We start from the raw sequence: 11,638 nt of genomic DNA, 5'->3' as shown, positions 1-11,638 counted from the left end.
CGGTCGACCCGGAGAAGCTCAATAAACCCGTACGCTAAATGCGCCGCCCGTTTCCTGTTCGGCTTCCTGCATCACCTCAATGATGCCCTGCAGTTCCGCCTGCTGAGGATGCCTGTGCAGATGCCGCAGAGTGATCCTCAACGGCAGCGCCACGCCAGCGGTCAGCACATCCCATAAGGCATCGAGATTACTGCCGAACTCGCTCAACGCAAATCGGGCGGCGAACTGACGATAAAAGTCGGCGCGATCTTCCACCTGCTGTAAGTCAAAACTCACTAGTTGCATATTAATTTACCTGCTGAAAATGGCGGTAATGGTCGCTCGTCACGTAAATCAGGCCATCGCTCGAGTAGAGCATGCGATCGCTGCCGCGCCGCCCGCACTGATAATTGACGTCGGCTTCGAACCAGCGGCGCCCTGCTTTATCTGGCAGCCCCCCTTCGCGGTTGCTGAAGCGATCGCCACCGATGGCCCGCCCCGGCAGCACGTTGCACAGGTTACCTTTTGACGGGTCCCAGCCCAGTTTACGCGCCTCACCTTTGCGCAGGTAGTAGTCCGGCAGCCGCTGATGCTGTTGCAGATAGTCCGCCACTCGCTGCTGAGCGGTAAGCGTACTGATATCGTTGGCACCCTGACGCGCAGTCGGAGTGGATTGTGTTGATGAAGTCGGCGGTTTCGCCGGATGATGCAGCCCGGCCGCCGCGGCGGCAATCGCGAAGATCGCGGCAATAAGAAGTTTTTTGTTCATGGGCGTAGTTTAGCAAAGCCAGGATGTGGGGCGTAGAGAAAAGCGTGGCGAGAAAGCCAGCAGCTGCGCTATTCCCGCCAGATTTTGCCGTTATGGCTATTTATTCTCGTACTGCTTCATGTTTTCCGGCGTCACCAGCTCGAAGGGGATCCAGTGGTAAGAATCCAGCTTTTCGCCTTTGATCATACGCTGGGCGACATCTACCGAGGCTTTGCCCTGGCCAACAGCGTCCTGAAATACGGTGACCTGCATCTTGCCGCTGGCCAGCGCTTTCAGACCATCCGGCGTGGCATCAATGCCGCCAACCAGCACTTTATTCTGTTTAATGCCTGACTGCTGCAGCGCCATCGCAGCGCCAATCGCCATTTCATCATTGTTGGCGGCGACGATATCAATCTCTTCGCCGTTGCTCAGCCAGCTGAGCATCAGGTCCATGCCCTCGCTACGTGAATAGTTCGCCGTCTGCTTCTGCACAACTTTCATTTTCGGGTACTTTGCGACCACCTGCTCAACGTCTTTGGTGCGCTGCAGTGCCCCGGCATCGGTCAGGTTACCGATCATAATGCCAACTTTGCCCTGATAGTTGGCGAGTTTTGCCAGCTGTTCCATCTGCAAAGTACCCGACTGCTTCTCATCGGAGCCGACAAACACCACGCCCGGTGGCAGTTTCGGGTCGCCCGGCGTACGGTTAACATAGACCAGCGGGATTTTAGCCTGGGTAACCAGCCGGGTCATAACGGGAGTTCCGGCTGAATTGACCGGATCAACAATGATCGCATCCACCCCGGCGCTGATAAAACTCTGCACCTGGTCGGTCTGGCGCCCGACATCGCCGCGCGCGTCCTCAAACTGCACCTTGATGCCGCGCTCTTTGGCCTCTTTATCAATCGCCTGGCGGATAATGGTAAGAAAGTTCTGGTCGAAATAGGCCATCGACACGCCAATGGTTTCGGCCAGTGAGGAAGCGGAGCAGCTTAACGCGGCCACCAGCAGCAGTTTTTTAAAATGTTTCATTATTATTCTCCAGAGGCAAAGGTGACTGCGGTGGATAAAATGAAACATCACAACCGCATTTGGAGGTTAATGAAATGAACGGTTTGAATGCAATCTGATTTTAACGATTCCGTAACATCCATCACGCTTTGCCGTGATAGGCCAGCTCCATCAACAGCATAAACAGCGGCGTGGTCAGCGCGGAAAACAGCGTGGTGAGCAGCATGCTGGTAGCCGCCGGGCCGGTCAGCGCGTTGAACTGCTGCGACATCAGGTAGACATTGACCCCGACCGACATCGAAGCCAGCAGCACCACCACTTTGCTCTCCAGCGGCGGCAGCCCGATCGCCCATGCCAGCCCCCAGACTACCAGCGGCTGGACAATCAGCTTGATGGTGCTTAGCGCGTAGCTGATGGCCAGCCCTTCTTTGATGCGGTAGCCGGCCAGGCTCATCCCCAGCGCGACCAGCGCCAGCGGCACGGCGATCTGGCCGAGCATGGTGACAGGCTGGTCAACCATTTGCGGCAGCGGCAGCCCGCTCAGGCTAAACGCGGTGCCGGAAAGGATGCCGATAATCAGCGGATTTTTAAGCACGCTTTTCGCGGTATTACCAAAGCCTTTGAGATTCAGCGCGCCGTGCTTAAACCACTCTACCGAAACCGTTGCCAGCGTCCACAGGATCAGGCCGTTGAACACCAGCACCAGCGCAACCGATGGGATAGCCGCATCCCCCAGCATGACGCGGGCAATGGGCAAGCCGAGCAGCACATTATTGGAAAAAATTCCGCCCAGCGCGAATACTGAACCGGCAATGCCATCAAGCTTAAACAGGCGTGAAGCAACTACCCTACCCAGTGCGAACACCAGCAGGCAGCCGCCGAAAAAGGCAATCAGCAGGCGGCCATCAACCGGCGGGCCCTTACTGAAGTCGCACATCAGGCGGAACAGCATCGCCGGAAGCGCGACGCGAAACACCAGGCGGTTAATTGCTTCGGTAATGCTTTCCGGCCAGTGACGCCAGCGCACCAGCAGCCAGCCCAGTGCAATCAGGACAAACAGCGGCATGGCAATCAGTATCTGGTGCAGCAGCGTGGCTATCAGCGGCATGAAAACTCCGTCTCGCGGCCGGAAGCATCCGGCCGAAATGGTTCAGGATTAAATCAGATGAGCGATACGCAGTTCAGCTTTCAGATAGGCGTAATAAACCGGCGCAGCCACCACGCCAGCCAGCCCAAAAGCGGATTCAAACACCAGCATCGCCAGCAGGATCTCCCAGGTCTTGGCGCTGATGCGGCTGCCAAAGATGCGCGCATTAATGAAGTATTCCAGCTTGTGGATCAGGATCAGGTAAATCAGGGCGATCAGCGCCGCTTCCAGCGAAATCGAGAGACCGATCAGCACAATCACCGTATTGGAAATCAGGTTACCAATAATCGGCAGCAGCCCGGCGATAAAGGTCAGCACTACCACGGTTTTGGCAAACGGGAAATGCAGCCCGAACAGCGGCAGGATGCCAAACAGGAAACCGCAGGTCAGCACGGTATTCACCAGCGAGACTTTGATCTGCGCAAACACCACGTTGTGGAAGGCGGCAGCCAGCGTAGTCAGGCGGTCAAGCATCGCCTGCTTCAGCGGCGCTTCCGGGCGCTGGCCGCTACTGTTACGCAGCGAGATAATCGCCCCCAGCAGCATGCCGATCAGCATGGTGGCAAAGGTATGCGCCGCCGTGCGGCCAAAGGTTTGCACCACCACCAGATGCTCACGCAGCCAGGTGACGACCTGATTTTGCAGCTCGTCGATGTCCGAGGGCAGATAGCGCACGATCACCGGGGACAGCGTGCGCTGGGCATCTTCAAGCAGCTTGGTGGCGGTAGCGTGGAAAGCGGCGGGGTTCTGGAAATCGTGCAGCAGGAAGCCAATCAGTTTGGTGATGCCGGTCACCAGCGCGAGGATAACCACCACGCTGAGGAACAGGATGCTGATCCAGCGGGCTATCTGCCCTTTCACTAGCCGCTCAACCAGCGGAGTCAGGGCCAGGATAGTTTCATAGACGATAAACCCGGCGAGAAAACAGGGCAGTAAACGCAGGGGGAAGATGGCGAACAGCGCGATAAAAATCAGGCCATAACTGGCGGCCTGACAGAGCTGCGACCGATTAACATTCCGTATTTCCATGACAAGTCCTGTCTTAAAGGAAAAAAATGAAGCGAATTCAGACAGTATACTATGCCCTGCTAAGGTTGGGCTGAATAAACGGGAGTTAAAGCGAAGAGGAATTGTGGCAACAAAAACACAGGGCCGAAGGGGTTTTCCCACGGCCCAATCTGTCAGGCATGTGCAGCAATCTGCACCTGGCGGCGCCATGCGCCCGGCGACTGGCCGAACTGGCGCTTGAAGCTGCGGTTAAAGGACTGCTGGGAGTCAAAACCAAAACTGATCGCCACATCCAGAATCGGCTCACCGCCCCGTGCGAGGCGTTCAGCGGATTTTTTCAGACGGCGTTCACGGATATATTCACCAAGGGCATAGCCAGTATGCTGTTTGAACATGCGCTGCAGGTGCCATTTCGAGTAGCCGGCGCGCGTGGCCACGGTGTCTAAATCCATCTTCCCTTCAATGTGAGTGTCGATCCACTTAACCAGATCGCTAATAAAATCATCATGGCTCATCGGTGTTCCCCTGATTCTGTTTTTTGACGCGGTTTTTTTATCGATCTTTGCGTTGCCTTGACCTGTCTCACTGTCAGGTGTAAAAGGTAACTTTGACGAATGCACTTAATAAAGTTAAGACAGGAACGGCTATAATGCAAGTTTTATTGTTGCATTAAATTTAGGAATAAGTGCGATCTGGCAGAACTCAGGGGCGACCAGTAAACGGGTCACCCCAACAGGATTCGGGAAGGATGAGTCAGGGAGTTAAATCAGGAGGCGCAGCGCTGCGGTTCTGGTTCGCTCACTTCGCTGCGTTGCAGAATGTCATGCAGAGCATCGGCTACGGTGCGTTTAGCCAGCACGTCCAGCGAGGCCTGTTCAGCCTCTTTCGCCAGCTGTTTAAAGTACCAGCAGGCATTGGCGCTCACCACACAGCATGGCTCCACTTCCGGGCGCCCCGCCATCAGCGGCTTATCTTCAATCACCGAAGTGTAGATATCACACAGGGTGATCTCTTCTGCCGGGCGGCCCAGCCGCGTGGTGCCACAGCGCCCCAGCGTAGAGACAATAATACCGTCGCGGGTCAGCGGCACCATCATTTTGCGCACAAAACTCGGGTTGGCCTTAAGACCATCAGCCAGAATTTTGCTGGTGCAGCGAAGCCCTTCGCGATCCGCCTTGGCAATGCATAACACCATCTGCAGGGCGGTAGGAAAACGAATATCAAGCATGATGTGATCCTTGCTTTTTGCTGTTCATCTGCGGATGAATAACGGTAATAAAAGCATTAAAAATCAGTCAAATATAAAAACACTATTTCGATAATATAACAAACATTGTTGCATTTTTGAAGCCACCCACTAAGCGATATGGGCTATTGGCGATATCATGATGATTTACGGGGCTTTATTAACAGGCACCCGCAAGTGCCTTAAGTCTGCTCAGGCTTTTTTAGCGCCGTCCTGCAAATAGCGATACACCACCGACAGGTCTTTATCCCCGTAACCGGCATCCACCGCGCCCTGCCACTGGGTGGCAATCGCCTTGAGGCCCGGCAGCGGCTGGTTTCCAGCAGCATCAAGCGCCAGGCGAGCATCCTTTAACGCCCACGTCAGCTGCATTTGCGCCGGGTACTCCCCTTCTGCAATCATCGCCAGCTTGCCCTTAACGTAGGGCGCAGCCAGCGGGCCGCCATCCAGCACCTGCCAGAAATCGTCCGGCGAGAAACCTAACTGCTCGGCCAGACGCGTACTTTCTGCCAGCCCCTGCACCATAGACACCAGCCAGGCGTTAGCCACCAGCTTCATTCTGGAACCGGCTCCTGCTTCACCCAGCCATTTCGCCCCTTTCGAAATGGCAGCAAACACCGGTTCAACTGCGGCAGCACGCCCACGATCGCCGCTGGCGAGTACCAGAATTTTTCCCTGCTCTGCCGGAGCTTTAGTCCCGGAAACCGGGGCATCGACCGGGACCACATCCGGACGCTGCGCCTGGATGTTTTGCAGCAGCTGTTCAGTTGCCTCAATGCCGATAGTGCCCATCTGACACAGCACCGCGCCATTTTTCAGCGCCGGCAGGATAAGTTTGCAGGCCGCCAGCGTAGTGGCGCCGTCGGACAGCATCACCAGCACCACGTCCGCATTGGCCACCGCTTCCTGCGGGCTGTCGCACAGTGTTAGCCCGGCGGATTCGAGATCTTCTCCGCGCGAGCGCGTGCGGTTCCAGGCACTGACGCTGAAAGAATTTTTTAACAGGTTGGCAGCGAAGGCATGGCCCATCGCACCCAGACCGAGTACCGCAACCGTTGGCAGTTGATTCATAGCGTGATCCCTTGTTTTTTAACGATTCAGATAGATTCAGGCACGCCTGAGCCCGACAAGTTCAATCGGTAATGCGCTTTAGGGCCGCAGCGCTCTGTTCATCATCAGGGATATACACCAGCAGGCGATCCCCGTTGCGCGGTGCGGACCACCAGTTATTCTGGCGCAGGGTGATGATGCCGACTTCAGGGTGATAGAAGCGTTTAACGTGGTTGTCGATGGCGCGGATCTCGTAACGCTGCCACATGGCGCGAAACTCATCTGACTCCGACAATAACCGTTCCAGCAGCTCCTGCCAGCGCGGATCGTCAAGATGCTCTCCCATCTGGGTGCGAAACAGCGCCACCATATGCGGCATCAGCTGTTCCTGATCGGCCACCGCCTGCCGCCATTGCGGATGGGTGAATGCCAGCAGAATACAGTTGCGATCCTCCGCGGGAATAGTCTCCAGGTCGACATTCATCAGGCGGCACCACGCCGGGTTATATCCGAGAATATCGAAGCGCGGCGTCTGGATAATAGCCGGCAGCGGGTTAAGGCTGTCGAGCAGGATCTGCCCGTGCGCCGACACTTTGGCACAGGCTTTGGCCGCTGCCATCACCGGGGTGGGATGGCCCGCCAGCCGAAACAGGTGCTGCGTTTCCGCTTCGTTACACTGTAACGCTGTCGCAATCGAAGCCAGCGTTTTTGGCGACGCTTTAATCTCGCGCCCCTGCTCCAGCCAGGTGTACCAGGTCACGCCAACATCCGCCAGCTGAGCCACCTCTTCCCGCCGCAAACCCGGCGTGCGCCGCGAGCGGTGATGCGGCATGCCCAGTCGCGACGGATCAATGCTCTCACGGCGGCTGCGTAAAAATGTCGCCAGCAGCTGGCGGTTTTTTTCGCTGATGCTCAGCGGCAGCGGCGTCTCGCTCATCGGGGGTGACTCCAGTCAGGCAGGTAGTGCGGGTACCAGTATAATCAAGAACTGGTACCCGTTTCGGATTTCACTGATGCTATGCCCGGTTACGGTTAAACACAAGGGTTACACACCATGAAAAGCGGTTATGATTGCACCACTCTCGGCCGCAGCGGTCTGACAGTGCTGTTAGCGGGTCAGCTGTTGCCGATGATTGATTTTTCTATCGTGAATGTGGCTTTGGATGCCATGTCCGCCACCTTACATGCAACCCCGATCCAGCTGGAGCTGATTGTCGCCATTTACGGTATCGCCTTCGCCGTCAGCCTGGCGATGGGCAGCCGCCTGGGGGATAACTTCGGCCGCCGCCGCATTTTCAGCATCGGCGTGCTGCTGTTTGGCATTGCCTCCCTGCTGTGCGGTATCACCCCCGGCGTCTGGACGCTGCTGCTGGCGCGTGCCTTACAGGGCGTTGGCGCGGCGCTGGTGGTGCCACAGATCCTCGCCACGCTGCATGTCTCGCTACACGGTCGTGAACATTCGCGGGCGCTGGGCCTGTACGGTGGTATCGGTGGAATGGCGTTTATTATCGGCCAGGTACTGGGCGGTTTCCTGATTAATGCTAATCCCGGCGGCTACGGCTGGCGCAGCGTGTTCCTGATTAATATCCCGCTCTGCCTGCTGGTCCTGCTGCTGGCGCCGCGCACCATTCCGGAAACGAAAAAGCAGCAGCGCGTCCCCATCGACTGGGCAGGAACCTTTTATCTCGCCGGAGCCATTGGCTGCCTGCTGGTTGCACTGGCGTTAGGGCCGCTGTTCCACTGGTCGTGGCCGTGCATCGCCCTGCTCGCCGCCTTTCCACTGCTGCTTAAGCGCCTGTGGCAGGTGGAAAAACGCATCGAGCAACAGGGCGGTGCCCCTCTATTACCGCCCTCGCTGATGCAGCTGCACGGCGTGCGCTTCGGTCTGTCGATCGCCGTGCTGTTCTTCTCCTGCTGGAGTGGCTTTATGTTTGTCGTGGCGCTGACGCTGCAGTCGGGCCTCGGCATGAGCGCCTTCCAGTCGGGCAATACTTTTATTGCGCTGGGCGTGGCCTACTTTATCGGCTCGCTGCTGTCCGCCCGCGTGGTGGAACGCATAGGTAAACTGCCGACGCTGCTGACCGGCTGCGCGATCCAGATGGCCGGGCTGATCGGGCTGATGATCACCTTCAACAGCAGCTGGCAGCAGATGGGCATACTGAGCCTGGCGCCGGCTACGGCGCTGATTGGCTTTGGGCAGTCGTTTATCGTCAGCTGCTTCTTCCGTATTGGTCTGGCGGAAGTGCCGAAAGACCACGCTGGCTCAGGCAGTGCGATGCTCTCCACGGTACAGCAGGCGGCATTGGGCCTGGGTCCGATGGTGCTGGGAACGGTGTTCAGCCAGGTGCTGCAACCTCACGGCAACTACCAGCATGCGGTACTGGCTGCGCTGGGTGCCGAGTGGCTGATTATGCTGGCTCTGGTGGTACGGGCGCTGATGTCCCGGCGCAGGATGGCGGTTCAGGCGGGGTAATTTGCCCGCGCTAAAGGGTCAGGCGCGCCTGACCCATCATCTTTACAACAGTTTCCGAATATCCTGGCGAAGATGCACCGTCACCGACGGCTGGCTAAGCACGCAAAACACCGTCACTAACAGCATCACCAGCGTGGCGATCAACAGCAGGCGAACGTTTAGCATAGGATGACCTGGGCCTCGACGCGCTGAGTGGGTGTAAAGCGCAGGCGGTTGCCGCTCATGGTCCAGACTTCAATAAGTTGTGGAGATGTGCGGATCATTGCCAGTTTGACCAACCCGCCAAACTGACGCAGCTGATGGTTAAGGGTTAACTGTTTTGCCTGAATAGTCATGATTTACCCTCGGTGGGTTAGGTATCACTGCGTGAAATGTAAATTTAATTTTCTACGCGAAATATTACCAGGTGGTGTACTGACAGGGAATGACGTGGATCAATAATTAGTTGCGGTGATTGATTGATGGGGCGTTCTGGCAGGCCAGTAAACTGACCTGCCGTGTGACTGAAAGTCAGAAAATTGAGCGACCGATGCGCTCGGAGAGTAATTCCAGCATCGCCGTACCGGCCAGCGAGTTGCCCTGGTTGTCCAGCTCTGGCGACCAGACGGCGATGCTCATTTCGCCCGGCACTATCGCGATAATCCCACCGCCGACGCCCGATTTCCCCGGCATTCCGACGCGCCAGGCAAACTCCCCCGCTCCGTCATACATCCCGCTGGTCACCATCAGCGCATTGATCTGGCGGGTCTGTTTCGGCGTGAGCAGCGCCTCCCCCTGCCCCAATCCGCGCCCGTGATTGGCCAGATAGAGGAAGCAGCGCGCCAGCTCAACGCAGCTCAGGGTCATGGAGCAGTAGTGGAAATAGGTTTGCAGCACGGTGGGTACGTCGTTGGCAAAATTATTAAACGACTTCATCAGCCAGGCAATGGCCGCGTTGCGCGCCGAATGCTCATATTCAGAGCGTGCCACATGGCGGTCATAGCTGATTTCCGCTTCCTGCGTCAGGCTGCGCACCACTTCCAGCATGCGCTGACGCGGGGCGGTCAGGCGCGTTTCCAGCATATCGCACACCACCAACGCCCCGGCATTGATAAACGGGTTGCGCGGTTTGCCCTGCTCCAGCTCCAGCTGCAGCAGCGAATTAAACGGCTGGCCGGAGGGTTCTTTGCCCACGCGCTGCCAGATTTCGCTGTCCTGATAGCGCGTCAGGGCCAGCGTCAGCGACAGAACTTTAGAGATCGACTGGATGGAGAAACGCTCCTGCGCGTCACCGGCCTGATAAACCGTGCCGTCCAGCATGCAGACGGCAATGCCAAGCCGGTCGGCGGGCACCTCTGCCAGTGCAGGGATATAGCTGGCGACCTTGCCCTGGCCAATTAACGGCCGCACCTGCTGCACAATGTCTGCCAGTAACTCATTATTCAGAACGCTTTCCACTACCCTTCCCCTGCTGTCGCTATTACGGGCTGAATTATCGCGCGATTTTGCCGCCTGACAGCACGCAGGTCAAATATCCGCAGGCGAAAAAAAATTGCTTCTGGATCACATTGTTTGAATAATCTGCTTTACAATTATTTTGAGTTTTCTATTTCATCTGACGACTAAATAAAAGACAATATCCCGACTTGTTCTGTGGCCCGGCGTAACGGGTAATCTTTCCTCAACCACAGCGTTAATCTCAATGCAATCAACTACTGTTTCCCGCAAGACCGCATGGCTGCGCGTGGTGATGCTCGCCATTGCTGCGTTTATTTTTAACACTACTGAATTTGTGCCGGTGGGGCTGCTGTCGGACATTGGCGCCAGTTTTTCCATGCAAACGGCGCAGGTCGGGCTGATGCTGACCATCTACGCCTGGGTGGTCGCCCTGATGTCGCTGCCAATGATGCTGCTGACGCGTAATGTCGAGCGCCGCCTGCTGTTGATTGTGATTTTTGTGCTGTTTGTTGCCAGCCACGGGCTCTCTTCCGTTGCCTGGGATTTCAATACGCTGGTGATCTCACGTATCGGCATCGCCTTCTCGCACGCCATTTTCTGGTCGATTACCGCGTCGCTGGCGATCCGCGTAGCGCCGCCGGGCAAGAAAACTCAGGCGCTGAGCATGCTGGCAACCGGCACCGCGCTGGCGATGGTGCTCGGCCTGCCCATTGGCCGCATGATTGGTCAGCTGCTGGGCTGGCGCATTACCTTTGCGGTGATTGGTGCGGTGGCGCTGGTTACCATGCTGCTCCTGATGAAGCTGCTGCCTAAGCTGCCAAGTGAACATACCGGGTCGCTGAAAAGCGTGCCGATGCTGTTCCGCCGCCCGGCGCTGGTTTCGCTGTATATCCTGATTGCGGTCACGGTGACGGCGCACTACACCGCTTACAGCTATATCGAACCGTTTATTCAGGGCGTCGCCGCGCTGAGCGCCGGGTTTACCACCTTCCTGCTGCTGATTTTTGGCGCGGCGGGCATTGTCGGCAGCGTGCTGTTCAGCATGTTTGGCAATAAATATCCGGCGACTTTCCTGCTGGGTGCCATCGCGTTAATCACGCTGTGCATGCTGTCGCTCTACCTTGCGGCGACGCATATGCTGGCAATCTCCACCCTGTGTATTATCTGGGGCATGGCGATGATGATTATCGGGCTGGCGGTGCAGGTACGCGTGCTGGCGCTGGCACCGGATGCTACCGACGTGGCGATGTCGCTGCTGTCAGGGATTTACAATATCGGTATCGGCGGCGGTGCGCTGCTGGGTAACCAGGTGAGTCTGCATCTGAATATGGCCAGCGTAGGCTATGTGGGTGGCGCCATTGGCCTGGTATCACTGCTGTGGTGTGCATGGAGTATGAAGCGTTATCCGCAGCTGCGGTTGAATGGGTAAAGCCGGGCGTAATAAATAAAAAAGGGGCGACCGGAAAAAAAGGTCTTCATCACGTTCAGTGGAAATCATTGGCACGGGGCGACCGGAAAAAAAGGTCTTCATTACGT

Annotated in this window: 14 protein-coding genes; 2 read left to right on the top strand and 12 right to left on the bottom strand. The window is 56.9% G+C overall.

The genetic code is table 11. The annotated features are described in order from the left end of the window. Positions 1-18 precede the first annotated feature (18 nt). The 9 genes from ACLI4M_RS20705 to ACLI4M_RS20665 all read right to left on the bottom strand — a co-directional run bounded on the left by ACLI4M_RS20705 (position 19) and on the right by ACLI4M_RS20665 (position 7,129). Positions 19-285: a barstar family protein gene (locus tag ACLI4M_RS20705; protein WP_048916055.1), complete on the bottom strand. Its 267-nt coding sequence runs from the start codon at positions 283-285 to the stop codon at positions 19-21. A 1-nt stretch (position 286) separates the two neighbouring features. Further along, complete coding sequence (locus tag ACLI4M_RS20700) at positions 287-748, bottom strand: ribonuclease domain-containing protein (RefSeq protein ID WP_048916054.1); 462 nt, start codon at positions 746-748, stop codon at positions 287-289. Between the two features lie 96 nt (positions 749-844). Beyond that, complete coding sequence (locus tag ACLI4M_RS20695) at positions 845-1,762, bottom strand: sugar ABC transporter substrate-binding protein (RefSeq protein WP_099754734.1); 918 nt, start codon at positions 1,760-1,762, stop codon at positions 845-847. Positions 1,763-1,883: 121 nt separating this feature from the next. Next, positions 1,884-2,849 carry an AEC family transporter gene (locus ACLI4M_RS20690; protein WP_133623662.1) on the bottom strand — a complete coding sequence of 322 codons (966 nt, stop codon included), beginning with the start codon at positions 2,847-2,849 and terminating at the stop codon, positions 1,884-1,886. Between the two features lie 48 nt (positions 2,850-2,897). Continuing rightward, positions 2,898-3,917: an AI-2E family transporter gene (locus ACLI4M_RS20685; protein WP_048916051.1), complete on the bottom strand. Its 1,020-nt coding sequence runs from the start codon at positions 3,915-3,917 to the stop codon at positions 2,898-2,900. 152 nt (positions 3,918-4,069) lie between these two features. After that, the gene (locus ACLI4M_RS20680) at positions 4,070-4,411 is read right to left on the bottom strand and encodes a helix-turn-helix domain-containing protein (RefSeq protein WP_048916049.1); all 342 of its coding nucleotides are present in this window, start codon (positions 4,409-4,411) and stop codon (positions 4,070-4,072) included. 251 nt (positions 4,412-4,662) lie between these two features. Then, on the bottom strand, positions 4,663-5,124 hold the full coding sequence (locus tag ACLI4M_RS20675) for an Rrf2 family transcriptional regulator (protein WP_048916048.1): 462 nt from the start codon (positions 5,122-5,124) through the stop codon (positions 4,663-4,665). Between the two features lie 210 nt (positions 5,125-5,334). Further along, a complete protein-coding gene (locus ACLI4M_RS20670) occupies positions 5,335-6,213 on the bottom strand; it encodes an NAD(P)-dependent oxidoreductase (protein WP_133623663.1) in 879 nt (292 codons plus the stop codon). Positions 6,214-6,274: 61 nt separating this feature from the next. After that, the gene (locus tag ACLI4M_RS20665) at positions 6,275-7,129 is read right to left on the bottom strand and encodes a helix-turn-helix transcriptional regulator (RefSeq protein WP_133623664.1); all 855 of its coding nucleotides are present in this window, start codon (positions 7,127-7,129) and stop codon (positions 6,275-6,277) included. A gap of 117 nt (positions 7,130-7,246) precedes the next feature. Here ACLI4M_RS20665 and ACLI4M_RS20660 point away from each other — a divergent pair, with 117 nt between their 5' ends. Continuing rightward, complete coding sequence (locus tag ACLI4M_RS20660) at positions 7,247-8,665, top strand: MFS transporter (protein ID WP_133623665.1); 1,419 nt, start codon at positions 7,247-7,249, stop codon at positions 8,663-8,665. 42 nt (positions 8,666-8,707) lie between these two features. On the opposite strand, the gene ACLI4M_RS20655 is transcribed toward ACLI4M_RS20660, so the two are convergent. From ACLI4M_RS20655 to glsB, 3 genes are all read right to left on the bottom strand, one after another. Beyond that, positions 8,708-8,830 (bottom strand): hypothetical protein, encoded by a 123-nt coding sequence (locus tag ACLI4M_RS20655; protein WP_263575952.1) that lies wholly within the window; start codon positions 8,828-8,830, stop codon positions 8,708-8,710. Continuing rightward, on the bottom strand, positions 8,824-9,000 hold the full coding sequence (locus ACLI4M_RS20650; RefSeq protein ID WP_166643179.1) for a hypothetical protein: 177 nt from the start codon (positions 8,998-9,000) through the stop codon (positions 8,824-8,826). The genes ACLI4M_RS20655 and ACLI4M_RS20650 overlap by 7 nt, the downstream gene beginning before the upstream one ends. A gap of 175 nt (positions 9,001-9,175) precedes the next feature. Then, positions 9,176-10,102, bottom strand: a complete 927-nt coding sequence (gene glsB, locus ACLI4M_RS20645) for a glutaminase B (protein WP_133623666.1) — start codon at positions 10,100-10,102, stop codon at positions 9,176-9,178. Between the two features lie 244 nt (positions 10,103-10,346). On the opposite strand from glsB, the gene ACLI4M_RS20640 reads away from it, so the two are divergent. Further along, complete coding sequence (locus tag ACLI4M_RS20640; RefSeq protein ID WP_133623667.1) at positions 10,347-11,531, top strand: sugar transporter; 1,185 nt, start codon at positions 10,347-10,349, stop codon at positions 11,529-11,531. Positions 11,532-11,638 lie beyond the last annotated feature (107 nt).

The organism is Erwinia sp. LJJL01 (genome assembly GCF_047300805.2).
Classification (GTDB): domain Bacteria; phylum Pseudomonadota; class Gammaproteobacteria; order Enterobacterales; family Enterobacteriaceae; genus Erwinia; species Erwinia aphidicola.
The sequence above is the reverse complement of the archived record's forward strand: the minus strand, read 5'-3'. Positions and strand labels throughout refer to the sequence as shown.

Bases quoted from the DNA above. Each gene is read 5' to 3' on its own strand.
- ACLI4M_RS20705 (WP_048916055.1), bottom strand. From the start codon at position 285: ATGCAACTAGTGAGTTTTGACTTACAGCAGGTGGAAGATCGCGCCGAC.
- ACLI4M_RS20700 (WP_048916054.1), bottom strand. From the start codon at position 748: ATGAACAAAAAACTTCTTATTGCCGCGATCTTCGCGATTGCCGCCGCG.
- ACLI4M_RS20695 (WP_099754734.1), bottom strand. From the start codon at position 1,762: ATGAAACATTTTAAAAAACTGCTGCTGGTGGCCGCGTTAAGCTGCTCC.
- ACLI4M_RS20690 (WP_133623662.1), bottom strand. From the start codon at position 2,849: ATGCCGCTGATAGCCACGCTGCTGCACCAGATACTGATTGCCATGCCG.
- ACLI4M_RS20685 (WP_048916051.1), bottom strand. From the start codon at position 3,917: ATGGAAATACGGAATGTTAATCGGTCGCAGCTCTGTCAGGCCGCCAGT.
- ACLI4M_RS20680 (WP_048916049.1), bottom strand. From the start codon at position 4,411: ATGAGCCATGATGATTTTATTAGCGATCTGGTTAAGTGGATCGACACT.
- ACLI4M_RS20675 (WP_048916048.1), bottom strand. From the start codon at position 5,124: ATGCTTGATATTCGTTTTCCTACCGCCCTGCAGATGGTGTTATGCATT.
- ACLI4M_RS20670 (WP_133623663.1), bottom strand. From the start codon at position 6,213: ATGAATCAACTGCCAACGGTTGCGGTACTCGGTCTGGGTGCGATGGGC.
- ACLI4M_RS20665 (WP_133623664.1), bottom strand. From the start codon at position 7,129: ATGAGCGAGACGCCGCTGCCGCTGAGCATCAGCGAAAAAAACCGCCAG.
- ACLI4M_RS20660 (WP_133623665.1), top strand. From the start codon at position 7,247: ATGAAAAGCGGTTATGATTGCACCACTCTCGGCCGCAGCGGTCTGACA.
- ACLI4M_RS20655 (WP_263575952.1), bottom strand. From the start codon at position 8,830: ATGCTAAACGTTCGCCTGCTGTTGATCGCCACGCTGGTGATGCTGTTA.
- ACLI4M_RS20650 (WP_166643179.1), bottom strand. From the start codon at position 9,000: ATGACTATTCAGGCAAAACAGTTAACCCTTAACCATCAGCTGCGTCAG.
- ACLI4M_RS20640 (WP_133623667.1), top strand. From the start codon at position 10,347: ATGCAATCAACTACTGTTTCCCGCAAGACCGCATGGCTGCGCGTGGTG.